The organism is Moraxella sp. K23 (assembly GCF_041154765.1).
Lineage (GTDB): Bacteria > Pseudomonadota > Gammaproteobacteria > Pseudomonadales > Moraxellaceae > Faucicola > Faucicola tetraodonis.
The window spans coordinates 534529-557780 of the sequence record NZ_AP031595.1 but is presented as its reverse complement, the minus strand read 5'-3'; the positions used below and the strand labels follow the sequence as shown (position 1 = coordinate 557780).

General features: G+C 45.1%; 21 protein-coding genes. 5 read left to right on the top strand and 16 right to left on the bottom strand.

Annotated features, from left to right (window positions below; translation table 11 throughout):
• The first annotated feature begins 229 nt into the window (after nt 1–229).
• The 4 genes from ACAM37_RS02475 (at nt 230) to rsfS (ending at nt 5235) form a co-directional block, all read left to right on the top strand.
• Complete coding sequence (locus tag ACAM37_RS02475; protein WP_369626460.1) at nt 230–1405, top strand: acetate/propionate family kinase; 1176 nt, start codon at nt 230–232, stop codon at nt 1403–1405.
• Between the two features lie 64 nt (nt 1406–1469).
• Nucleotides 1470–3614 (top strand): phosphate acetyltransferase, encoded by a 2145-nt coding sequence (gene pta / locus ACAM37_RS02470; RefSeq protein ID WP_369626459.1) that lies wholly within the window; start codon nt 1470–1472, stop codon nt 3612–3614.
• A gap of 322 nt (nt 3615–3936) precedes the next feature.
• The gene (gene nadD, locus ACAM37_RS02465; RefSeq protein WP_369626458.1) at nt 3937–4689 is read left to right on the top strand and encodes a nicotinate (nicotinamide) nucleotide adenylyltransferase; all 753 of its coding nucleotides are present in this window, start codon (nt 3937–3939) and stop codon (nt 4687–4689) included.
• A 144-nt stretch (nt 4690–4833) separates the two neighbouring features.
• A complete protein-coding gene (gene rsfS, locus ACAM37_RS02460; RefSeq protein ID WP_050324756.1) occupies nt 4834–5235 on the top strand; it encodes a ribosome silencing factor in 402 nt (133 codons plus the stop codon).
• Nucleotides 5236–5376: 141 nt separating this feature from the next.
• On the opposite strand, the gene ACAM37_RS02455 is transcribed toward rsfS, so the two are convergent.
• From ACAM37_RS02455 to ACAM37_RS02380, 16 genes are all read right to left on the bottom strand, one after another.
• Nucleotides 5377–7173: an FTR1 family iron permease gene (locus tag ACAM37_RS02455; protein WP_369626457.1), complete on the bottom strand. Its 1797-nt coding sequence runs from the start codon at nt 7171–7173 to the stop codon at nt 5377–5379.
• A gap of 115 nt (nt 7174–7288) precedes the next feature.
• Nucleotides 7289–8629: an iron uptake transporter deferrochelatase/peroxidase subunit gene (efeB, locus tag ACAM37_RS02450; RefSeq protein ID WP_369626456.1), complete on the bottom strand. Its 1341-nt coding sequence runs from the start codon at nt 8627–8629 to the stop codon at nt 7289–7291.
• A gap of 79 nt (nt 8630–8708) precedes the next feature.
• Nucleotides 8709–9593, bottom strand: coding sequence for an iron uptake system protein EfeO (efeO, locus tag ACAM37_RS02445; RefSeq protein ID WP_369626455.1), 885 nt, complete (start codon nt 9591–9593; stop codon nt 8709–8711).
• A 203-nt stretch (nt 9594–9796) separates the two neighbouring features.
• Complete coding sequence (pstB, locus tag ACAM37_RS02440) at nt 9797–10552, bottom strand: phosphate ABC transporter ATP-binding protein PstB (RefSeq protein ID WP_219299031.1); 756 nt, start codon at nt 10550–10552, stop codon at nt 9797–9799.
• A 61-nt stretch (nt 10553–10613) separates the two neighbouring features.
• A complete protein-coding gene (gene pstA / locus ACAM37_RS02435) occupies nt 10614–11483 on the bottom strand; it encodes a phosphate ABC transporter permease PstA (protein ID WP_201665913.1) in 870 nt (289 codons plus the stop codon).
• 17 nt (nt 11484–11500) lie between these two features.
• On the bottom strand, nt 11501–12451 hold the full coding sequence (gene pstC, locus ACAM37_RS02430; RefSeq protein WP_278932237.1) for a phosphate ABC transporter permease subunit PstC: 951 nt from the start codon (nt 12449–12451) through the stop codon (nt 11501–11503).
• Nucleotides 12452–12589: 138 nt separating this feature from the next.
• Nucleotides 12590–13750, bottom strand: coding sequence for a phosphate ABC transporter substrate-binding protein PstS (gene pstS / locus ACAM37_RS02425; protein WP_369626454.1), 1161 nt, complete (start codon nt 13748–13750; stop codon nt 12590–12592).
• 386 nt (nt 13751–14136) lie between these two features.
• Nucleotides 14137–14496, bottom strand: coding sequence for a fluoride efflux transporter CrcB (gene crcB / locus ACAM37_RS02420; RefSeq protein ID WP_369626453.1), 360 nt, complete (start codon nt 14494–14496; stop codon nt 14137–14139).
• Nucleotides 14497–14515: 19 nt separating this feature from the next.
• On the bottom strand, nt 14516–15577 hold the full coding sequence (tsaD, locus tag ACAM37_RS02415) for a tRNA (adenosine(37)-N6)-threonylcarbamoyltransferase complex transferase subunit TsaD (protein ID WP_369626452.1): 1062 nt from the start codon (nt 15575–15577) through the stop codon (nt 14516–14518).
• A 50-nt stretch (nt 15578–15627) separates the two neighbouring features.
• On the bottom strand, nt 15628–16200 hold the full coding sequence (locus tag ACAM37_RS02410; RefSeq protein WP_369626451.1) for a hypothetical protein: 573 nt from the start codon (nt 16198–16200) through the stop codon (nt 15628–15630).
• Between the two features lie 67 nt (nt 16201–16267).
• A complete protein-coding gene (locus ACAM37_RS02405) occupies nt 16268–16993 on the bottom strand; it encodes an ABC transporter permease (RefSeq protein ID WP_369626450.1) in 726 nt (241 codons plus the stop codon).
• A gap of 11 nt (nt 16994–17004) precedes the next feature.
• Complete coding sequence (locus tag ACAM37_RS02400; protein WP_007117180.1) at nt 17005–17724, bottom strand: ABC transporter permease; 720 nt, start codon at nt 17722–17724, stop codon at nt 17005–17007.
• A 229-nt stretch (nt 17725–17953) separates the two neighbouring features.
• The gene (locus ACAM37_RS02395) at nt 17954–18886 is read right to left on the bottom strand and encodes a transporter substrate-binding domain-containing protein (protein WP_369626449.1); all 933 of its coding nucleotides are present in this window, start codon (nt 18884–18886) and stop codon (nt 17954–17956) included.
• A gap of 90 nt (nt 18887–18976) precedes the next feature.
• On the bottom strand, nt 18977–19783 hold the full coding sequence (locus ACAM37_RS02390) for an ABC transporter substrate-binding protein (RefSeq protein WP_369626448.1): 807 nt from the start codon (nt 19781–19783) through the stop codon (nt 18977–18979).
• 77 nt (nt 19784–19860) lie between these two features.
• Complete coding sequence (locus tag ACAM37_RS02385; protein ID WP_353551057.1) at nt 19861–20667, bottom strand: transporter substrate-binding domain-containing protein; 807 nt, start codon at nt 20665–20667, stop codon at nt 19861–19863.
• A 255-nt stretch (nt 20668–20922) separates the two neighbouring features.
• Nucleotides 20923–21717: an ABC transporter ATP-binding protein gene (locus ACAM37_RS02380; protein ID WP_186303395.1), complete on the bottom strand. Its 795-nt coding sequence runs from the start codon at nt 21715–21717 to the stop codon at nt 20923–20925.
• A 231-nt stretch (nt 21718–21948) separates the two neighbouring features.
• On the opposite strand from ACAM37_RS02380, the gene ACAM37_RS02375 reads away from it, so the two are divergent.
• Nucleotides 21949–23244 (top strand): glutamate-5-semialdehyde dehydrogenase, encoded by a 1296-nt coding sequence (locus ACAM37_RS02375; protein ID WP_472826320.1) that lies wholly within the window; start codon nt 21949–21951, stop codon nt 23242–23244.
• Nucleotides 23245–23252 lie beyond the last annotated feature (8 nt).

Genomic DNA, 23252 nt, shown 5'->3' with positions numbered 1-23252 from the left:
GAGCATTAAATCCATGATTTTTGTTATTTTTTCATTTTGTTGAAACTATCGTTATTGTGATATGCTTTTTCGCTATAGTGATGACAACAAAAATTTGGCAAAAAATTACCACAATACAATTTTTTTAATCTACAATAAATTACTTAAGACAAGGATAGCTTAAATTTTAATCCAGTTAGGAAGGGGCTTGTTGCAAGGAATGCACAAGATCTTGTCTAAAGGAACAGCCATGCAAAATCCGATCTTAGTACTTAATTGTGGGTCTTCGTCAATCAAATACGCGTTATTAAGCAATGACAGCAGCGAGCGCGTTGCCGGTCTTGCGGAAAACTTGGGCTTAGATACAGCGCGTATCAAACACACCGACCTCAATGGGGAAAAAGTCGAAATCTCTTTGGCAGGCGCCAATCACCAATGGGCGCTGCAAAAAATATTAGGTTTATTAGCCGCTTACAAACCCGTTGCCGTGGGTCACCGTGTGGTGCATGGCGGACGTGAGTTTTCTCATGCCGAAAAAGTCAACGACCATGTCTTGGCGGAAGTCAAACGGCTAAAAGTATTGGCGCCCCTGCACAACCCTGCCCATGCCTTAGGTATTGAGGCGGTGGAAAAAATCTACCCAGATTTGCCGCAAGTGGTCGTGTTTGATACCGCCTTTCACCAAACCATGCCCGCCAAAGCCTACCGCTACGCTATTCCAAAAGATTTGTACAATGAGCATTATATCCGTCGCTATGGCTTTCATGGTAGCTCTCACGCCTATGTTAGCCACCGCGCTGATAGCCTAGCCCCTCATCACCAAGCCAATGGTTGGATTACCGTGCATTTGGGCAATGGTTGCTCGTTGACCGCCGTGTATGATGGCAAAAGCTTGGACACCAGCATGGGTCTGACCCCGCTGGAAGGTGTGGTCATGGGTACGCGCAGTGGTGATGTTGACCCAAGTTTGCATATTCACTTACACCGTATTTTGGGCTATAGCCTTGACCAAATTGATACAATTTTAAATAAACAAAGCGGGTTGTTGGGCATTTCAGGTATCTCAAGCGACATGCGCACGGTGGAGCAAGCCGCCAACGAAGGCAACGAAGATGCCAAACTTGCCATCGAAATTTTCTGTTATAAGGCAGCCCGTTATATCGCTTCACTCAGCTGTGCGTTACCGATTTTTACTGGCTTGGTATTTACCGGGGGTATCGGTGAAAACAGCGCCTCAATTCGCCAAAAAATCTTACAAAACTTGCCGCATTTTGGCATCAAAGCGAACCTTGACAAAAATGCCGAACTCTCTCGCGGCGTAGAAGGTAGCTTCCACCAAGCCGACAGCCTACTGCAATTGTGGGTGATTCCGACCGATGAAGAATACCAAATCGCCAAAGAAACCAAAGAAGTCTTAGGTTTATAAACCCTCTCACCCTGATGACCCATCAGGGTTTTTAGTTTGAATAAAATAACAAATAGGAACTATCATGCAAACTATTTTATTTGTGCCTACCAGTAGCGGCATTGGCTTGACCTCAGCTTGTTTGGGTTTTATCCGTGCGCTCGATTATATCGGGCTAAAAGCAGGATTTTTAAAACCTTTTAGCCAAAATACCACTGCCAATCATGAGAGTGATGACAGCTCAAGTGTGCTTGCAAAACATGCCTTTAACTTAAACCCGCCACCCTCCATTGACCGCAGCCGCTTAGAGCGCGTGATTGGGGATGGTCAGTTAGATGACTTGATGGAAGAAGTGGTTGCCAAACACCAAGCATTGGCTGAGCAATATGACGTTATCGTCTGTGAGGGTCTGGCTGCTGACAATGATTCAAGTTATGCAGAATTGGTGAATTTAGCCATCGTCAATGCGCTAGATGCCAAAGTTATCTTGGTCAGTAGTGGTGATATTGCAAACCCTGATAGTTTGGTAGACAAGCTAGATATTTTTGCCCGTGATTTTGGCGGTATGGCAAGCGAGCGTACGTTAGGCACGATTTTGATGCGCGTCAAAAACGTGGACAACCACTATGATGAAGCACCCGTCGCGCCTGGTAAAGCCAAAGTTGATTTGGCAGCGGAGCAGTTACAGGCGATTAAATCCCACTCGCCTTATTTTGACTCCGATAAATTTCGCTTGATTGGCGTAGTGCCTTTTAGCAATACCTTAAGTGTGCCCCGTACCTGGGACGTGGCTCGTGAGCTTGATGCCAAATGGCTCAATGAAGGCGACGCCAAAAACCGCCGTGTGCTCAATACTTTACTGGTTGCGCGTACCGTTGCCAATATTGAAGATTCTTTCACCCGTGGTAACTTACTGGTGACGGCAGGCGACCGAGACGATTTGATTTTGGCGACTGCGCTTAGCACCATGAATGGTGTACCGCTAGCAGGTCTTATTCTGACAGGCGGTATCGTGCCGAACCAAAAAATTATCAATCTGTGTCGCCCCGCTCTAAAAACAGGGATTCCTGTGATGCTGGTTGACACTGACAGCTTTGATACTGTTACCAAACTTAACCACATCAGCCATGAAATCCCCGCAGATGATACCACTCGCGCCAGTGAAGTCACCGATTTTGTCGCCGCGCATTTGGATTTGGACTGGATCAAAACCACTTTTAGTCAAGGCAACAACAACCGCAAACTCTCGCCTTCGGCTTTTCGTCATACCTTGGTCAAAAAAGCCCAAGCCGCCAAAAAAACCATCGTATTGCCTGAGGGCAATGAGCCACGTACGGTTGAAGCGGCGGTCATCTGTCAAAATCGTGGTATTGCCCATTGTATCTTACTTGCCAAACGCAGTGAGGTCGAAGAGGTTGCCAAGAACTTGGGGCTCACCCTACCTGAAGGCCTGCAGATTCTTGACCCAGAAAGCTTGATTGACAAGTACGTCAAGCCTATGGTTGAGCGCCGTAAAGGCAAACTCGATGAACTACAAGCCCGTGAGCAGCTCAAAGATACCGTCGTACTGGGTACCATGATGCTGCACTTGGGTGAAGTCGATGGTCTGGTATCTGGCGCCGTACATACCACCGCCAATACTGTCCGCCCGGCGTTTCAGTTAATTAAAACAGCGCCGCAGTATTCACTGGTTTCGTCTATTTTCTTTATGCTACTGCCTGAGCAAGTGGTGGTGTATGGTGACTGTGCCATCAACCCAGACCCTACCGCAGAACAGTTGGCTGAAATCGCCCTACAATCCGCCCAATCTGCCAAAGCGTTTGGTATCGAACCCAAAGTTGCCATGATTAGTTACTCGACAGGGTCATCAGGTGAAGGCGCAGACGTGGATAAAGTGCGTCAAGCCACCGAAATCGCCAAAGCCAAAGCGCCTGATTTGCTCATTGATGGTCCGTTACAATATGACGCTGCCAGTGTCGCAAGCGTGGCAAAATCAAAAGCGCCAAATTCGCTGGTGGCAGGTCAAGCCAATGTGTTTATCTTCCCAGATTTGAACACTGGCAATACCACCTATAAAGCGGTGCAGCGCTCTGCCAACGTGGTGAGCGTCGGTCCTATGCTCCAAGGTCTCAACAAGCCTGTGAATGACTTGTCGCGTGGCGCCTTAGTTGAAGATATTGTCTATACCATTGCGGTCACAGCCGTGCAAGCCGCTAGCAGTGAGTTTTAAGCGTTCATGTTTAAAAAAAGGTGAGTTTGACACTCACCTTTTTGTTGTCTGTCACACCATCATATTGGCTAGAATCAATCGGCTTAAATATGGCTTAAATATAATGCTAGGCAACTTTTAACAATTAAGCGTTTTTTTCACAATTAATCAATTTTCCCACAATCTGTTATCCCCAAAAATTGCTTTATGGTAAAATTCCGCACAAAGTGATTTTTGTGCGCCATGTACCAACCAATAAACCGCCAAACTAGCCGTAAGATGCGTCAATGATGATGAAGGATTTTAGTTTTCTTTGCCCTAAACTTGTGTTGGGCGTGTGGTTATGACAATGCCTCGCTGTATTCGTGTGTGGTTGGGTGGCTCATTTGATCCGATACATTTGGCGCATTTACAGATGATTACGCATGTGTACCATGAGCTCATGCGCGCCTTCCCCAATGTTGATATCATCGCCAAATTACTGCCCACGGCGGGTTCGCCCTTAAAAACCAAGCCAACTTCCAACCAGCAGCGCCTTCAAATGCTTTCGCTTGCGATTGACGATGTGCCTTTTTTGTCGATTGATGAAACTGAGCTACAGTGTCAGCCGCCTGTGTATAGCTTTCATACCTTGAGTGAGTTTAAACAGTGTTACCCCAATGACCTACTAATTTTTATCCTCGGACAAGACAGTGTTGAACAACTTGATAAATGGTATCGCGGCTTTGAGCTGCTTTCGCTGACCAATCTATGGGTGCTACCCCGTCCTGCCTTGGGCAGCCTTAGCCACAATTTAAGCCACACTTTACACCAAAACTTAAACCAAAATGCTTTGGCCAATACGGATAAACCCCCTAATATAAATATTGATAATCGGCTAGTGCCTTTTATCATTCATTCGCCAAAAGACTTGATAAATCAAACCACTAACCATATTTATATTGATAAGTTTGTCGTGCCTGATATCGCCAGTAGTGATATCAGAGCTTGGCTATACAGCGTAGAAGCTCGGCAACGACAGCAAGCGCGGCTAAGTTTACCGAGTCAAGTTTATCGGTATATTGTTGAGCATCAGTTATATGCCCCAGACGTTTAGCCTGATATTGATTTACATTTTTTGATAACCTGTGCGTTAGATTTTTGTTAAAATAGCGCACTTTTTTTAGGATTGTCATGATCCTATTTTAAGCTACCCTTATAACCCAATCATTATGACCCAATCCATGGAACCCACGCATTTATGACCGATACCCAATTTGCTAGTTTAGTCAATCAACACCCTGCCCACCAACAGTTAACAACCTGCCTTGACATCGTTCAAGATGCCTTGGATGATTTAAAAGCCAAAAACATTACCGTACTCGATGTTGCTGATATGACTGAAGTCATGGAGCGTATCGTGATTGCCGAAGGGACATCTACCCGCCACCTTAAAGCGGTTGCCGACCATGTCGCGATGAAAGCGAAGCAAGCAGGATTTAATCCGATTGGTGTGGAAGGTCAAGGCACCAGTGATTGGACCTTGATTGATTTGGGCGCTGTGGTGGTGCATGTGATGATGCCACAAGCACGCACGTTTTATGACCTAGAAGGCTTATGGCAAGGTCAATCGCAGCGCGAGCGTATGGAAAAAACGGCGTAGTGTAGTCTATAGCTTAGTTTAGACTACACTATTATATAAACTATGCTATGCGAACTATGCGTTATAAACTAGACGCTACAACCAAATGGGTAAATAAGTTTTACCCATTTTTTTATGGCGTTAATTATCTTTGATTAAAGGTTATGCCAATGCAGCCGTTTGCTGACGTTGATGGTTTTTCATCCAAAGATTGATACCGATAAGGATAATAATATAGCCGATTTGTGCCAAAAATGTCTGTAGTGTTGGGTAAAATCCTAGCCATTCAATCGCTGGCAAGCCGCTCATGGCAGTCATCGGTAGATACCCTGTCAATTGCAGCGCGTGCAAACTAACGCCTAAAATCTTAAAGCCCAGTAAGTAAATCACCCAAGTTAATAGTTTAAATAACTGTGGAATCGGTAATTTAACCGAGGTTTTTAGCATCACCCAAGCCACTGCTGCCAGTGCTACAAGCGCCAAACCAATCCCGGTTAAAAAATTACTCATGCTGATATTGGGTAATATACCGACGTAAAACAATATGGTCTCTGCGCCTTCTCGAAACACGGATAAAAAGCTCAATCCAAATAACGACACAAAGCTACCTGCCGTCATGGCTTGTCCCATATGACGCTTGATATAAGCATTCCATGATTGGACGGATGATTTGCTATGCAGCCACGCGCCAATGCCAATCATCATAATCACCGCAACGATGCCTATCACCCCTTCAAACATCTCACGATTTGCGGCAGAAGTCACCGCAGGGAATAGTAGCTGTAATGCCATCGCGCCTGCGATACTGGCAAGTAAGCCAAAAGCCACACCAGCATACACCCATTTTTTGGCTTTGACTTGTTTGGCAGCGGTTAAAGCCGATAACAGCGAGATGACAATCAATAAGGCTTCCAACCCTTCTCGAAGCAAAATCAGCATCGAGTCAACCGCGGTATATTGGGCTGTTGGATTGATTGCTGCCAATTCATTGATAATCGATTGCAGTGTTTGCTGCTGTTTAGGGTCTTGCCCCTTCGCCATCGCTAGCGGAATTTGACTTTCCACCCGATTATATAAACTGGGGTTACGCGTGCTGACATCGCCTTCCACCATTGGCCAAATACTAATAAACTCGCCTAACTTGGCTTGACCAGTCGCTTCATCGTTTGTTTTAAACGCCTGTAAACCATCGCGCAGTAACTGGATACTATCCGCCAGAGTGACAGTTTGTGTGGTTTGTACAGCGGCTACGTCACCTTTGTTATAACTGTCGATGGCGTCTTTTAGCGCAGCAGATTGGGTTTTGATTTGCGCCATATTGATGGGTTGGGTTTCAATCGCCACTCGCATCAGCGCCATGGATGTTTCGATTTTGCCATAGTGTCCCATACTGGTATTGCGTACGACCCGCTCATTACCTAGCCAAACTGCATTAAACTGGTTGTAAGCCGCCCGTAATGTTTCGACATCTGTCGCTGCTGCCCGTTGTATGACTTGATTAAGATTGTCATACGCAGGTACCATTTTTTTGGCAAACTCTTTTCGCTTCGCACTGTAATCTACAGGATTTTGTTCTTTTTCAAAGGCATATAACGCATTTGACACGGCTGATAAATTGGTTTCTGTGGGATTACTGATGGCTTGCCCAATCGCTTGGCTTGTCTGTTGCCCAAGCGTGGAATTTTTTGCCGTTGCATCTATTGCATCAAAGGCTGTTTGAATTTGCGCGAGGGTGTCCTTGGCTCTGGGCGTATCATTGGCTTTAATCGCTGCCATCGCGTCTGATAGCTTGATAAAAATAGGGCTTAAATTCAGCTTTTTGCTGGCTGGTTGACTGGCTTGCGTCGCTATCTGCGCACTTGCAGGCGTTGGTTGCTGCGCTTGTAAGCCTTGACTGGTGATGAGCAGCGAACTTGCTAGACCAAAACTTAGCAAGGTTTTTTGGGTGATGTTTATCATGAGTAACTTTTTAACCGTCTGTTTAACCGTCTATTTAACCGTCTATTTAACCGTCTACTTTTAAGCGTGTTTTTTGAACCGTCTATTTTTAACTGATGCTTGTTGCATTTTAACCTTAAGCTTCAAATAATGCTTGTCCAATATAGCCACCTTGCGGGATACCACCGAAGCAAGCAAATAGCCCACTGCCAATGTGGGTGGTGTATTCATTCATTTTATCAAGACGACCTAGGGCATTTTGGATGATGATAAATTGCTCGGGCGATTTTTGGAATGAAATAAACAGCAGCCCTGAATCAAACTGTCCAGTGGCTGGGTTAATGCCGCTACTGTAAGAATACGAACGGCGTAGCATCTCCACGCCTGTGCGTTTTGCCAGTCCCATATGGGAAATTTCAGGTATCACTGCTTTACCCTGCGCGTCTTTGGCGTGCACATCAAAGGTGTCAAATTCGCCTTTTTGTCCAATCGCCGCACCGCTGTCACGATGTCGACCAAAGGTGTCTTCTTGACCTTTAAGTGAGGTGCGATCCCAAGTTTCAAGATGCATCTGAATGACGCGGGTGACTAAATAAGTGCCGCCTTTCATCCAATCAGGCGCGTCCGCCCATAAGTTTTTGTCCGCAGCTTTGATAGTGCTTTGGTTGGCAGTGCCGTCTTTAAAGCCGAATAAATTACGGGGCGTATGGTTGCCAGTATCAAACCCAACAAAACCTGACTGACTCCAACGCATAGTAATATTAGAACGCGCTTGGCGAACCAGCTGCCGTACCGCGTGGAACGCCACTTGGGCATCTTCGGCGCAGGCTTGAATACAGATATCGCCCCCCGTCAAGTTTTCTCGTAATTGATCACGCGGGAATTTGGGCAAGTCTTGGAATTCTTTGGGCTGCTTATGGGCAAGTCCCATTTTTTTTAGAAAACTTGGGCTAATACCAAAGGTCAACGTCAATCCGTACGCGCCCATGCTGTCTGCTTCGCCTGTGTCGGTCGGGGGCACAAACGGGTTTTTTTCGTAGGCTTTGATGTTTTTACCTTGCGTCAAATTGGCCGCATAGGTTGTCCAGTCTTTGAACATCTGTTTGACATCGTCGAGCTTATCGGTATGTAAATCCATCACCAAAAAATAAATATTACGCTGTGACGGCGTGGTAATGCCTGCTTGGTGTTCGCCATAAAAATCATATTTGACATCCGCAAAACAATTTTTGGTAGTATTGGCATCACTACCGGCATGTTTAGGATTTTCGTTTTTATCGCTATCTTTGGACTGATTACCATCCAAAGCTTGCAAGTTAGGTAAGTTTTCACTTGGTTTTTGCTGACAGGCTGACACGGCTAAACCTGCGCCTGCGACACTGAGCGCACCAAATTGGCGTAAAAAACTGCGACGATTTGACATTTTTAATCCCACCCCTGTTTCTTGCGATTGCTTATCTAATTTACTATGTTTCATACTGCCCCTAACCTGCTACTTACCTTTTTATGCCACCCTAAAACCGTCAAGTGAAGCAACTTTTTGCTTCACCTTTCACTTATTGCAATACAATGCCCATCTGCGCTAAGGATTCGCCAAGTCTATTCACCGCTTCGGCTAGCGCTTTGGTATCTGCAGGGGTTAACTCTTTATAGGATTTATAGTCTTGTTGCCCGACTTGGTGTTTGGCAAGTAGTTGGTTGACTGCGTCAAATTTTTGCTCAAGCTCCGTGACTAACGCTGGGTTTTTGGCTTGGATTTTTGGTTTTAAAATGGAAAATATTTTCTCGGCGCCTTCAATATTGGCTTTAAAATCATACAAGTCTGTGTGCGAGAAAATTTCTTCTTCGCCGGTGATTTTGCTTGTTGATACTTCATTGAGCAAATCTACTGAACCTTGCACCATCAAATCGCCTGTCACCTCTGCCGTTGGAATTTTGGCGTGCAATTCTTTGACATCTGCAATCAGTTGTTTACCCAGTTGTTCGGTGCCTTTGGTGGTATTTTGTGTCCACAAGATTTTTTCAATCGCATGGAAGCCTGTCCATACTTCATTGGGCTCAAGGTCGGCTTCACGGTTATCGATACGCGGGTCAAGGTCGCCAAAACTTTCAGCAATCGGCTCTGATCGCTCAAAATACATGCGCGCTTTTGGATATAACGCCTTCGCCTCTTCTAATTTACCCGCTTCGAGCAGTGCGACAAATTTTTGGGTATCGGTAAGCAAGCTATCAATTTGGGTTTGTACCCAAGCTTTGTATTCCGCCGTTTCTTTACTCATATCAACTGAGCTCTGCGCTGACGCTGTGACTGCAGAAGCGTTAGTCGTTGCACTTGCAGCAGGTGCTACGTCGGTTTTTTGTTCGGTTTTTTGGCAAGCCGTCAATAGTAATGCAGATATCGCTAGAGGTAATATTGATAAGGTAAAAGTACGGCTCAACATAAAACATCCTTAAAAGTAAACACGAATAAATAATAAAAAAAATAATGACAATTTGCGAATTATAGTGTAAATGAGAATCGTTATCAATATTTATTTTACTTTGATTGTGCTTAGAAGTTTAGGCAAAAAAATACCCCGCAGCAGCGAGGTAGCGAGGTATTGTGATTGGCTATGACGCGCAGATCGCCTAATAACAAAATAGCCTAGCCGAATTTACCCGTGATGTATTCTTCAGTTTCTTTACGGTCTGGGTTGGTGAACATTTTATCGGTATCCCCCATTTCCATCATTTCGCCTAAGTACATAAACGCGGTATAGTCAGACACCCGTGCCGCTTGCTGCATGTTGTGGGTGACGATGGCGATGGTGTAATCATTTTTTAAGTCTGAAATCAAATCTTCAATTGAGCCTGTTGAGATAGGGTCAAGGGCCGAGGTGGGTTCGTCTAGTAGCAATACTTCAGGACGGGTTGCCACACCGCGGGCGATACACAGACGCTGCTGCTGACCACCGGACAATGACAGGCCTGATGCTTTAAGTTTATCTTTAACTTCAGTCCATAGTGCCGATTTTTTGAGCGCCCATTCAACGCGCTCGTCTAGTTCAGCGCGGCTTAAGCTTTCGTAAAGACGCACACCGAATGCCACGTTGTCATAGATTGACATCGGAAATGGCGTTGGTTTTTGGAATACCATACCCACGCGAGCGCGCAGCAAGTTGACGTCCACGGATTTATCCAAGATGTTTTGTCCATCTAGGTTGATTTCGCCCGTGGCACTCATGCCTGGGTAGAGGTCATACATGCGGTTAAAGGTACGCAGTAACGTTGATTTACCACAGCCTGACGGTCCGATAAACGCAGTAACTTTCTTGTCAGCGATATCGATGTTGATATTTTTAAGGGCTAAAAATTTACCGTAATAAAAATCTAAATTACGAATTTGCATTTTTGCGGTCATGATGAATACCTTAATAAAATTTGTTTGATACTAGCAAATAGCTTTAATCTTCTATTGATCATCAATGTGATGATTGCTCTTTACCACTGAGCGCACGTGCCAAAATATTCAATGTTAATACCGCCAAGGTGATGAGTAACGCACCTGCCCAAGCCAATTGGTTTGAAATAGGGTATGGTTGGCTGGCGTATTGATAAATCACGTTTGGTAAGTTGGCAATGGGTTGACCCATATCGGTACTAAAGAATTGGTTATTAAGCGCGGTAAATAGTAAGGGTGCAGTCTCACCCGAGATACGCGCAAATGCCAGTAAGATACCTGTTAATACCCCAGTTTTGGCAGCACGTAAAGTAACGGATGTTACCAGTTTCCATTTTGGCGTCCCTAACGCATAAGCTGCTTCACGCAATGTATTGGGAATTAGACGGAGCATATTTTCGGTGGTACGTACCACCACAGGAATAACCAATAGCGCTAAAGCCATTGCACCTGCCCAACCTGAGAAGTTACGACCTTGTACCATCAACGCAAAAATAAATAGGCCAATCACAATCGAGGGTGCGGATAGCAAAATGTCATTCATAAAACGGGTGACTTTACCAAGCCAGCTGTTTTCGGCAAATTCAGCAAGATAAATACCTGCCATGACACCAATCGGTGTGCCGACTACAAGCCCTAATCCTGTTACCATGATTGAGCCGATAATCGCATTGCGAAGACCGCCAATTTCGTTTGGTGATGGCGTGTCTTGAGTAAAAATAGGCATGGTCAATAACGCATGCGAGCCTGATAAAAACAATTTGAATAAAATTAAGCCTAAGAAGGTCAAGCCAAATACAATGGACAAACCGGCAAATATCAGTCCTAAAGCATTGCTTAGACGGCGGCGTTTGTAAATGGCATTGTTACGATTCATATTGGTAGTAGTCATAGTATTCCCCAGCGTCCTTATTTCGTACCCGCATTTTTATCCATACGACTGAGCATCAATTTTGAAATCACCAGTACAATAAAGGTAATGATAAATAGTAAGAAACCTAAATGTAGTAGCGATGATTGGTGCAAGCCTTCAGACTCTGCAAATTCATTTGCCAATGCCGAAGTGATTGAAACCCCTGACTGAAACAAACTTGGACTGACATTATAAGCGTTACCAATAACAAAGGTGACTGCCATCGTTTCACCCAATGCGCGACCCAATCCCAAAATGATACCACCCATCACACCAGCTTTGGTATAAGGCAACACCACGTATCGCATCACTTCCCAAGTGGTTGAACCCAAACCATAGGCAGATTCTTTAAGCATCTTTGGGGTAATGGAGAAAACGTCACGCATGACCGATGCAATAAACGGGATAATCATGACGGCCAAAATCAAACTTGCGGTGAACAGACCAATACCCATCGGCGCACCTTGGAATAAACGACCCACGTAAGGCACATCACCCAAATGGTCAATCAGCCAAGGCTGGATATGTTCTGAAAACCAAGGTGCAAATACGAAAAATCCCCACATACCATAGATAATTGAAGGGATACCCGCTAATAACTCAATGGCAATACCCAAAGGACGTTTTAAAAAATTTGGGCAAAGCTCTGTCAAAAACATAGCAATACCAAAACTTACAGGCACCGCAATCAAAATAGCAATGACAGAAGTCACTAGCGTACCATAGATTGGTGCGAGTGCACCGTATACATCCATCCCTGTATCCCAGTCTTTACTGGTATAAAAGTTAATGCCAAACGCTTTCATACTTGGCAATGCGCCAAGCAATAGTGAGATTAAGATACCACCTAACAACAACAGCACGATAAACGCAAAAAGACGAGTCGCGTTGACAAACAACCAGTCTAATTGTTTTTGCTTTGCGAGTTTTGCGTGTAAATCCGACATAAGAACCCAGCCATCAAAAAATAGTTTTAGTTTACTAATTCTATAAATTTAAAAAAAACGTAGAGCATTAACTTGTTTATTGCTCTACGTATCGTTTGACATGCTTAACCCTGTTAACTGTTAACCATCATCATGAGATTATTTTGCCGCTGACGCAGTTGCCGTGGCAGCATCTGAGCTAAATAGTGGCTTACCATCAGCCCCTACAACTTTTTTCCACTCTTCACGGAAGATAGCTTTGCTTTCTGCTGAGAATGGTACAAAGTCCAGTGATTTTGCTAGCTCGTCACCGCTTGAATACGCCCAGTCAAAGAATTTAAGGGTATTTTTGACGTTTTCTGGGTTGGTTGGTTTAGTATGGACTAAGATGAAGGTTGCCGCAGAGATTGGCCAGGCATTTGGGTCTGCTTGGTTAGTCAAGACAATGTTAAAGCCTGGTGTACCTTTCCAATCTGCATTACCCGCAGCGGCAAAGCTTTCAGCGGATGGTTGTACAAAGTTACCTGCTGCATTTTTCAACTGAGTATGCGACATTTTGTTTTGTTTTGCGTAAGCGTACTCAACATAACCGATTGAGTTTTTGGCACGAGCGACGTTACTTGCCACGCCTTCGTTACCTTTACCACCTGCACCTGTCGCAGCGGTTGGCCATTTAATGGATTTATCTACACCTGGACCTGCTTTCCATTCTGGTGATACAGCCGCTAAGTAGCTTGCAAAGTTAAAGGTTGTACCTGAACCATCTGAACGGAAAATCGTCGTGATTGGCGCATCTGGTAGTGTGACGCCTGCGTTTAATGCAGTAATCGCTGGGTCATTCCATTTAGTGATTTTACCCAAGTAGATATTGGCAAGGGTGGCACCGTCTAGTTTTAATTGACCGGGTGCAATGCCATCGATATTAACAACCGGTACAACACCCCCGATAACGGTTGGGAACTGGATTAAACCATTTTTATCCAACTCTTCTTTGCTTAAAGGCGCATCCGACGCACCAAAGTCAACGGTATTGGCTTGGATTTGTTTGATACCACCTGATGAACCGATTGATTGGTAGTTTACTTGACCGCCAGTGGCGTTTTTGAACTCACCTGCCCATTTAGCATAGATAGGTTGTGGGAAAGAGGCGCCTGCACCTGTGATGGTAAATACGGCGTTTTTGTCGCTACCTGCCGCGCCTGTAGTCGCAGTGCTTGACGTCGCTGAGGCACCCGCTGCTTTATTGTCTGCTTGCTTGTTGCCACAAGCGGTTAATGCTAAGGTCGATGCTACGACAACACTTAATAATGAATAACGCATGGATAGCTCCTAAAAACATTTTTTGAGTTTACAATGAAAATGCTTGAATAAAATAAATGTCACGAACCGTACAATTTAACTTTCTTTGATTATTTTCACTATGATAGCTCAATGCTGACCAATTTAACTGTCATGATAATAATCATAATTCGGTTTGTATAAAAATTGTGTATATGATTACAAAGAAATGTGACAGTATCATGACAATTTGATGACTGACCGATTGCGCACGTTATAAGTAGACTAGATAAGTGCATTTAACTCGCTTATTGATTGCCAAAGCCTTGAAAAGCTTTGCGACTTTTAGCGGTGCATGGGAAAGAAGCGATTAACCATTTAACTGCTTCTCAACTTAACAGCTTCTTAACTTAACAACTTCTTAACTCTTAACTTAGTAGCTTAAGACTATAAAAACCAATGGCAGTCGCAACCAGGGTTAAAAACACATGGATGCCAATCAAGGCTAAACCTTGCCATACCTTGCCAGTATTCAACAAAGTAAACACTTCGGCACTAAACGTACTAAACGTTGTCAGTCCCCCCAAAAACCCGGTGGTGATAAACAGTCGTAAGTTTAGGTGCATCTTTTGGGTAAGTATCAAGGCAAATCCCATCAACAGCCCACCTAGTACATTGGCAAATAGTGTGCCATAGGGCAACCAAGGATGTACGCTATTGATTCTGGCTAACCACCAGCGCAGCATTGCCCCAAATCCCGCCCCCAATCCTATCCACAACCATGGCATCTTCAAGTCCTTGTGGTGGTTATGATTTAGTTGGATTGACAGCAGGCAGCGTTGTCATATCCCACCGCGGCAAGCAGCTAACCGCTAGTTCATCGTGTTGACCGGCATTCAAGCGCTGCCACCCGGCGAAGGCAATCATGGCGCCATTGTCGGTACACAAGGCAGGCGGTGCATAATGCACAGTGGCATTGATTTTGGCTAATGCCTCAGCTAGCGACTCTCGTAGTTGTTGATTGGCACTCACCCCGCCTGCGATCACCAGACGTTTCATGCCCGTTTGCTGCAAGGCTTTGACGCATTTTTTCACCAACGTATCGACCATCGCATATTGAAAACTTGCTGCAATATCGGCGCGCGTCTGGGCATGCTCAGGATTATGGCTATCGGTTGGATGGTCTTTAATCAAATTATGCACGGCGGTTTTCATACCACTAAAAGAAAAATCCAATCCTTTGCCCAACATCGGGCGCGGTAATTCATAGGCTAACGGATTGCCTGTTTGCGCCAAGCGGGCAATATTAGGTCCACCAGGATAAGGTAACTCTAGCATTTTAGCGGCTTTATCAAAGCATTCGCCCGCGGCATCATCAATCGACTCACCTAATATTTCATATTGCCCGATGCCTTTGACGGCTACCAACATGGTATGTCCACCCGACACGAGCAACGCGACAAACGGAAAATCGGGCGGATTGGCGCCTAATAGCGGCGCAAGTAAGTGTCCTTCCATATGATGTACGCCAATCGCAGGAATACCCAATGCCATCGCCAAACTGCGCCCAAATAATGCCCCAGTCATCAACGCGCCCACCAGTCCAGGACCTTTGGTAAAGGCAATTGCATCGATATCGGTTTTTTTGAGTTGGCAGTCATCCAGGAGTTGCTGCAACAAGGGCACTAATTTACGGATGTGATCGCGGCTTGCAAGTTCAGGGACTACCCCGCCATAAGTCGCATGTAGCGCGATTTGACTGTATAGCACTTGCCCGACCAAACCTTGATTGGGTTGGTGACGTTGGTCACTATCAAAAATGGCTAATCCCGTTTCATCGCAGGATGTTTCCAGTCCTAGCACACGCATGGTATTTCCTTAAACGATAAATAAACGTCAACATACCGATGGCAACTTAGTTATTTTTTGCCATCATTGATAATTTTGACAGGAATGGTTAACCCTTTGGCAAAGGGCTCGGCAAAGACGTAAGTGTATTGGCTCGGGGCAATTTGCTGGGTGGTATGGATGACAAACGCGCTGTTTTTACCAGCTGTGAGTTCATGTGACACATACGCAGTACCCAGCTGGTCGAGCACTTTGGATAAGACTTCATTGACTGCCATACCCACCGTTAAATTGTAGCGGGAGGTTTCATTATCCACATGATACATTTCGGCATACGCTTTGACAGGCTCGCTATCGAGCTCAAAGGGATATTTAAAGCTAGCCTTATCGACTGGCTTAACGCCCGAATCCACCAATGCCCAGTTGATTTGTTTGGGCGCACCGTTTTGGGCGGCTTGGGGGGATACGGTACTGGCGACAGCTACACTGGCAACGTGATGCGGACTTTGAACGCTAGCCACTGTGGCGCTTACTGTGGCACTTGCTGTGCTGTTTTGCTCTGGCTTGTTATCACTGGCAGGTTGACAAGCCGAGAGTAACACCCCACCCATCAGCAAACTTGATATTATAACTGCTTGTCTCATTGGCACGCCTCCAATACATCCAAACTCTTTATCTAGCTTAGCCTAACTTAATCTAGCTTAGCCTAACTTAGGCAGTGACGCCCTCATTACTGACGGGCTGATAAGAAAGATGACGATTGATGCGTTTTTCAGCCAATCGAAACATCCCAATCAATAGCCAAGACAATAACAAATAAATGATACCTGAGGCAAAGAACAACTCAAAAACGGTATAAGTTTTTGACATAATCGTCGTTGCCACACCGGTGATATCCATCAAAGTGATGGTCGATGCCAGTGCACTACCTTTGAGCATAAAAATCACTTCATTGCCATACGCAGGCAGCATGATGCCAAAGGCACGAGGAAAAATAATTCGGCGCAATTTTTGGCTATACGACATGCCAATGGCGTCGGCAGCTTCATTCTCGCCCTTGGGTATTGACTTGATAGCACCGCGGATGATTTCTGCGGTATAAGCTGCTGTATTGAGGGTAAAAGCGATGATAGCGCACCAAAATGGACTCGCTAACACACCCGATTTCCACAGCACAGACTCGGTCACCCATTTAAATTGCGACAAGCCATAATAAATCAAAAAGATTTGCACCAGTAGCGGCGTACCACGAAAAAAGAAAATATACGCAAACGGCAATGCCTGTACCCAAGGTTTTTTCGACAGCCTAGCCAAGGCTAGCGGCACTGCCAACATAAACCCCAATAAACCCGACAACACCACAAGCTCAATGGTGATAATACTGCCTTGCAGCAGTTTTGGGATACTATCAATAATAATTTGCCAATTCCAGTTCATTGATGTATCCCCTATTTTGCCATGCCGATTTTTTGCAGACGTTTTGCATAACGCTCTGCTGGGTTATTGACCCACTCTAGCCACATAATCACACCCGTGATGATGACGGTCAGACTCAAGTACAACAATGCTGCTGCCATATAAAAAGTAAACGGGCTTTGCGTGGAAGTCGCTGCCGTTTTGGCGTGGCGCATGATATCTTCAAGCCCGACCACAGAAACCAACGCAGTATCTTTGAGCAGTACCAAAAACAAATTACCCAGTCCTGGCAGTGCAATACGCCACACTTGTGGCAACGTCACTCGCCAAAGGATTTGAAATTTTTTCATGCCAATCGCTTGCGCTGCTTCGGCTTGACCTTTTGGAATCTCTTGAAATGCCATACGAAAAGTTTCGGTCGCATACGCACCAAATGCCACAGACAGCGCTGTGACACCCGCCCAGAACGGACTGACATCCACATATCCCGTATTGCCAAATTGCGATAGAATAAGACCCATCAACATCGAGCCGCCAAAGTAAATAAACATGACTGACAGCAGTTCTGGAATACCACGGATAATCGTGGTGTAAGCGGTGGCGATGGCGTTGAGCACTTTAAACCGTGACATCTTAGCGGTCGCGCCCAATAATCCCAAAATCAGCCCAATGACCAAACTAGTCAATGCCAGTTTGATGGTGACCCAAGCGCCACTTAATAATAGCTGCCCAAAACCTTGTAGATCTAACACAATATCGATACCCTGTCTTTTTAACTCTGTTTGTTGACCTATTACCCAAAAAATGCTTAAAACGCAGTTTTACCGTCACATAGACAAAAGGTGATAATGGATATAACCTTTTGCTTTGTTTTTTGCAGGGTGCAATTTTACGTGATTGCCCTATCAAAAACCATCAAAAAAACAAAAAACTGAGTGACTTTTCACCCAGTTTTTGACTGAACCCAAGCGCTTGGTTGAGTTACTTGCTGGTACTTGCCACAGTCGTCGTGGTCGTTGTACTGCTAGAGACCGTAACGGCCACGTTGCTTGCCGCCGCCGTTGTAGTGGTTGCACTGCCAAAATATTGGTTATAGATTTTGTCATACGTGCCATTTGATTTTAACGTGGCAATCGCTTTGTTAAATTCTAAACGCAGTGGGTCACCTTTACGAACGATAATACCCATTTTGTCATTAACATCAATCTCTTTACCTTTGATTTCAAACCCTTTACCTTCTGGCGTGGTCAGCCAATAAGCGGCCGGGGCTTTATCCGAAATCATCAGATCCGAACGCCCTGCTGCCAAGTCCATAAAAGCATTGTCCAAACCTTCATACAGGTTTAGCTGGGCTTTTGGGTGATTTTTTTCCATCCACTGGGTCGATAGCGTTGAACGCTGCGCCGCAACTGTATGGCTGTCAATTTGGGCAGGGTCATCCGGATTGATAGGACTACCTTGTTTGGTCAAAAATACCAATGTATTGGTAAAATAGGGGTCGGTAAAATCGACCTGCGCTTGACGCTCTGGGGTGATAGACATGGCATCAATTACCACGTCATATTTTTTTGCCATCAAGCCTGGTAATAAACCATCCCAATCTTGTGGCTTGATTTCACAGTTGGCTTTCATTTCTGCACATAAGGCCCGAATAAAATCCACATCAAAACCTGTCAAACTGCCATCCGCTTTGGTGATGCTAAAGGGTTTATAGGTGCCTTCGGTGGCGATGCGAATGGTTTTGCCTGCCATACTGCTCGATGTCTCAGTGCTGCTACTGGCCGTTGTAGAAGCGGCTGTGCTACCCGTTGTTGCCGCCGTTTTTTCTGCAGTTTTTTCCGCAGGTTTTTGACAGCCCACCAGTGCTAGACCTGCCAATGCCAAGCTACCCAATAATGAAATATTTGCTTTCACCTGATACTCCTAATTTTTAACGTCTAACACATGACAAAATTTTACTTGTGAGTTGTAAGAAAACGAACACTTAATCAGTTATTTAACGGCTTATTTCGGCAAATCTGCAAAATATTTTTGGCTGATTTTATCGTAAGTACCATTGGCTTTTAACGCCGCCAGTGCGGTGTTGAATTTGCCAATCAATGGATCATTTTGACGAAGGGCAATGGCAATTTTGTCATCAATATTGATCGGTTGACCTTTGACTTCAAAGCCTTGACCTTTGGCAGTTTTTAACCATGATAAAGCTGGGGCGCTGTCAGAAATCATCAAATCCGTACGACCCGATTCTAGGTCAAGATAGGCATTATCTTGGGTGTCATACAGTTTTGGGGTTGCTTTTGGGAAGTTTTTGGCTAAGTACTCAGCGGCAGTTGTTGAACGCTGCGCGCCCACAGATTTGCCCGCTAGATCATCAGCGCCTTTTTCTACCCCTTTTTTGCCAATCACAACGAGGTTATTGGTAAAGTATGGGTCGCTAAATGCCACCACTTGGCGACGCTCTGCGGTGTCTGACATCCCCGCCATGATGGCATTGTATTTTTGTGCTTGTAGTCCTGGAATCAGACCATCCCAATCTTGGGAAATCACTTCACATTTTAGTTTGGCTTCAGTACATAACGCATCTGCCAAATCAATCTCAAAGCCGATTAATTTGCCATTGGCATCTTTATAACTAAAGGGGACAAAGCTTGATTCGGTAGCGATACGAATCTGTGGCATATCTGCGTTTGCTGCGGTGGTTGCGCTACTTGCTGCTGCCGTGTCTGCCGCTTTTTCAGCAGGTTTTTGACAGGCAGTTACCCCCATCAAAATGGCTAACGACGATATACCCAAAACCGATAACTGTTTCATAACAACACCTTTTTGTCAAAATTTGAGGGTCACCCGCATCTATTGTGTAAATCTTAAATCGCTCAATACAACGTCAATTAATTACCAAAATGTTGCTTTTGTAATTTTGCCAACTCGCCATTGCTTTGTAGCGCATCTAAGGCTTTGTCAAATTCTGCTTTTAGTGGATCGCCTTTACGAATGGCCATTGCGATGTTGTCACCATTATCCATCTCACTGCCTACGATTTGGTAGTTGCTGTTTTGTTTTAGCCATTCGCTTGCGGTTACTTTTTCAGACAGCACTGAATCGATACGACCTGATTTTAGGTCAATGTAGGCGTTGTCATAGTTGTCATACAATTTGATTTCGTTGGTTTTGCTCAGTTTATCTTGAAGGTACTGTGCCATAGTGGTTGAACGTTGACCGCCAATTTTTAACCCTGAAATCGCTTGTGGGTTGAATTTGCCACCTTTGGCAGCGACCCAAACCATGGTGTTTTTAAAATAAGGCGTGGTGAAATCCACTTGCGCTGAACGCTCTGGGGTAATTGACATACCCGCCGCCACCGCGTCGTATTTTCTCGCCATCAAGCCTGGTAAGATACCGTCCCAATCTTGCGCCACGATTTCGCAGTCGAGTTTCGCTTGAGCACACACGGCTTTGGCAACATCCACGTCATAACCGCCTAATGTGCCATCGGCATTGGTGTAGTTAAATGGTTTGTAGGCGCCTTCAGTGGCAATACGAATCTTTTTGCCCGTGCTGGCACTGGCAGCGGGTTGGCTGGCGGCTGCACCTTCTGTTTTTTCAGCAGGTTTTTGACAGGCGGTTAATCCCATGCTAACTGCGCATACCGTTGCCAAAGCAAGTTTTAAGTAGGTTGAATTCAAGGTTGATTGCATGGATGTTCCTTACAAATGAAATTTTTGAGTAAAAAGCGATTTAATATCAGGTTTCGCTTTCAGCGATTTCAATATTTAAAATCAATGCGACTAAAATAAATGCGAGTTTACAATTTAGTTAAAATTAACATAAATTAACATTTTTGCAAGTGAAAAACGTATGCAGCAACAATTAAATCAAATAAATTTTTTCTGATGCCTAAAATTACAAAACCGCCAATCGCATGGCAATTGACGGCTGATAGGTTGATTGGATTATTTCTGATGGCTTGCCATAAAGTCTTTCACCCGCGCTGATTGCGGATTGTCAAATACCTGCTCGGGTGTGCCTATTTCTTCGATACGTCCCTCATGCAAGAACACCACTTGGCTTGATACATCGCGCGCAAAACGCATTTCATGGGTGACAATCAGCATGGTGCGACCTTCTTCAGCAAGCGATTTCATCACCGCTAATACTTCATTGACCAATTCTGGGTCGAGGGCAGAGGTTGGCTCATCAAATAGCAATACTTGGGGCTTCATCGCTAGCGCACGAGCGATGGCAATACGCTGGCGTTGCCCACCCGATAAGTTTTCTGGGTAAGCGTCTTTTTTATCCAGTAGTCCTACGCGTTTTAGTAGCACTTCAGCTTCACTAATGGCTTGGTCTTTGGCGATTTTTAGGACTTGGGTCGGCCCTTCAATGATGTTTTGCAAAATAGTCCGGTGTGGCCATAGGTTAAAGTTTTGGAACACAAAGCCCATTTTTGAGCGAAACTGCTCAAGCTGACGCTGGTTGGCGGCAACCAAATCCCCGGATTTATTTGGTTTTAATACCAATGCTTCACTGCCCAAGAAAACCTCCCCTTGCGAGGGGTTTTCAAGCAAATTTATACAGCGTAGCAAGGTGGATTTGCCCGAGCCGCTCGAGCCCAAAATTGAGATGACATCGCCATCATAAGCGGTCAACGATACACCTTTTAGTACCTCAAGCGATCCAAAGTTCTTGTGGATATTGTTAAGTTGCAAGGCTACAGGACGCTGTAAGTTTGGCATAGCATCTGACATGATATTCAATCCAAAATTTGACGATAGGTGGAAAAAAACTGTCTATTTTCGCTTAAAATGCTACTAAAACGCAACTTTTTCTCTCATTTAACTTTATTTTATGGCGCCGGTCTTTAGCGCTTGTTTTTAGATTGAGTCATAACCATTAATTTTTGTCTGTCAAAACTTTCTAAATTCCATTTTTGGATTGAAGTTGTTATGATGAAGCGATGATTATATTAGGGACTTACTATGCAAACCATGACTGATACCAAACATTATATGCAAACCGTGGGACAGCAAGCGCGCGCTGCTTCAGCGATTTTGGCAAAAGCAGACACCGCGCTCAAAAATAGCGCCCTACTCGCTATCTATGATGCCCTGCAACAAGCCAAACCACAGGTGTTGGCGGCCAATGCCACCGATATGCAAAACGGTCAACAAAAAGGACTGGATGACGCACTACTTGACCGATTAGCGCTCACCGATGCGCGTTTTGAAGGCATGTTACAAGGGCTAAAAGATGTTGCCATGCTACCTGACCCTATTGGTGAGGTCACGGATATGACCTTTCGTCCATCGGGTATTCAGTTGGGTAAAATGCGCGTGCCGCTGGGCGTGGTCGGGATGATTTATGAATCTCGCCCCAATGTCACGATTGAAGCTGCGTCTTTGGCATTAAAATCTGGCAATGCGATTATCTTACGTGGGGGTTCAGAAGCGTTTTATTCTAACCAAGCATTGGCTGCGTGTGTCAAACAGGGTTTGCAGGCAGTTGGTTTGCCAGAGGCGGCAGTGCAAGTGGTCGAAACCACCGACCGTGCGGCAGTGGGGGAACTTATCACCATGAATCGCTATGTCGATGTGATTGTGCCGCGAGGTGGTAAAAGCCTGATTGAGCGTATCAGTAATGAAGCGCGCGTGCCTGTCATCAAGCATCTAGATGGTAACTGCCATACCTTTGTCGATCGCGATGCAAACTTGACTATGGCAACCGCTATTTGCGTCAATGCCAAAACTCACCGCTACGGCACTTGTAATACCATGGAAACGCTGCTGATTGATAGCCAAATCGCTGCGCAAGCCTTGCCGCCAATCGCCAGCGCCATTGTCGCTGCAGACAGTGCCATGCAATTACGCGGCTGTCCAAAAACCTTAGCCATCTTGAGCGATACCGCTGAATTAACCGCTCATTTGTCAGCGGCGAGTGAAGCAGATTGGGATACCGAATATTTGGCACCGATTTTGGCGATTAAAGTAGTCGCCGATATCGATGAAGCCATTGCCCATATCAATGCCCATGGCTCACACCATACCGATGCGATTATTACCGAAAACTACTCAAAATCGTTAAAATTCATGCGTGAAGTTGACTCTAGTAGCGTGATGGTCAATGCATCGACCCGCTTTGCCGATGGATTTGAATATGGTTTGGGCGCAGAGATTGGTATCTCTACCGATAAAATCCATGCGCGCGGCCCTGTGGGTCTTGAAGGTTTAACATCGCAAAAATGGATTGTGTTTGGGCATGGGGAAATCAGACAGTGACAGCTAAA

Coding starts and splice junctions, on each gene's coding strand:
- ACAM37_RS02475 (WP_369626460.1), top strand. CDS start 230: ATGCAAAATCCGATCTTAGTACTTAATTGTGGGTCTTCGTCAATCAAA.
- pta (WP_369626459.1), top strand. CDS start 1,470: ATGCAAACTATTTTATTTGTGCCTACCAGTAGCGGCATTGGCTTGACC.
- nadD (WP_369626458.1), top strand. CDS start 3,937: ATGACAATGCCTCGCTGTATTCGTGTGTGGTTGGGTGGCTCATTTGAT.
- rsfS (WP_050324756.1), top strand. CDS start 4,834: ATGACCGATACCCAATTTGCTAGTTTAGTCAATCAACACCCTGCCCAC.
- ACAM37_RS02455 (WP_369626457.1), bottom strand. CDS start 7,173: ATGATAAACATCACCCAAAAAACCTTGCTAAGTTTTGGTCTAGCAAGT.
- efeB (WP_369626456.1), bottom strand. CDS start 8,629: ATGAAACATAGTAAATTAGATAAGCAATCGCAAGAAACAGGGGTGGGA.
- efeO (WP_369626455.1), bottom strand. CDS start 9,593: ATGTTGAGCCGTACTTTTACCTTATCAATATTACCTCTAGCGATATCT.
- pstB (WP_219299031.1), bottom strand. CDS start 10,552: ATGACCGCAAAAATGCAAATTCGTAATTTAGATTTTTATTACGGTAAA.
- pstA (WP_201665913.1), bottom strand. CDS start 11,483: ATGACTACTACCAATATGAATCGTAACAATGCCATTTACAAACGCCGC.
- pstC (WP_278932237.1), bottom strand. CDS start 12,451: ATGTCGGATTTACACGCAAAACTCGCAAAGCAAAAACAATTAGACTGG.
- pstS (WP_369626454.1), bottom strand. CDS start 13,750: ATGCGTTATTCATTATTAAGTGTTGTCGTAGCATCGACCTTAGCATTA.
- crcB (WP_369626453.1), bottom strand. CDS start 14,496: ATGCCATGGTTGTGGATAGGATTGGGGGCGGGATTTGGGGCAATGCTG.
- tsaD (WP_369626452.1), bottom strand. CDS start 15,577: ATGCGTGTGCTAGGACTGGAAACATCCTGCGATGAAACGGGATTAGCC.
- ACAM37_RS02410 (WP_369626451.1), bottom strand. CDS start 16,200: ATGAGACAAGCAGTTATAATATCAAGTTTGCTGATGGGTGGGGTGTTA.
- ACAM37_RS02405 (WP_369626450.1), bottom strand. CDS start 16,993: ATGAACTGGAATTGGCAAATTATTATTGATAGTATCCCAAAACTGCTG.
- ACAM37_RS02390 (WP_369626448.1), bottom strand. CDS start 19,783: ATGAAACAGTTATCGGTTTTGGGTATATCGTCGTTAGCCATTTTGATG.
- ACAM37_RS02385 (WP_353551057.1), bottom strand. CDS start 20,667: ATGCAATCAACCTTGAATTCAACCTACTTAAAACTTGCTTTGGCAACG.
- ACAM37_RS02380 (WP_186303395.1), bottom strand. CDS start 21,717: ATGTCAGATGCTATGCCAAACTTACAGCGTCCTGTAGCCTTGCAACTT.
- ACAM37_RS02375 (WP_472826320.1), top strand. CDS start 21,949: ATGCAAACCATGACTGATACCAAACATTATATGCAAACCGTGGGACAG.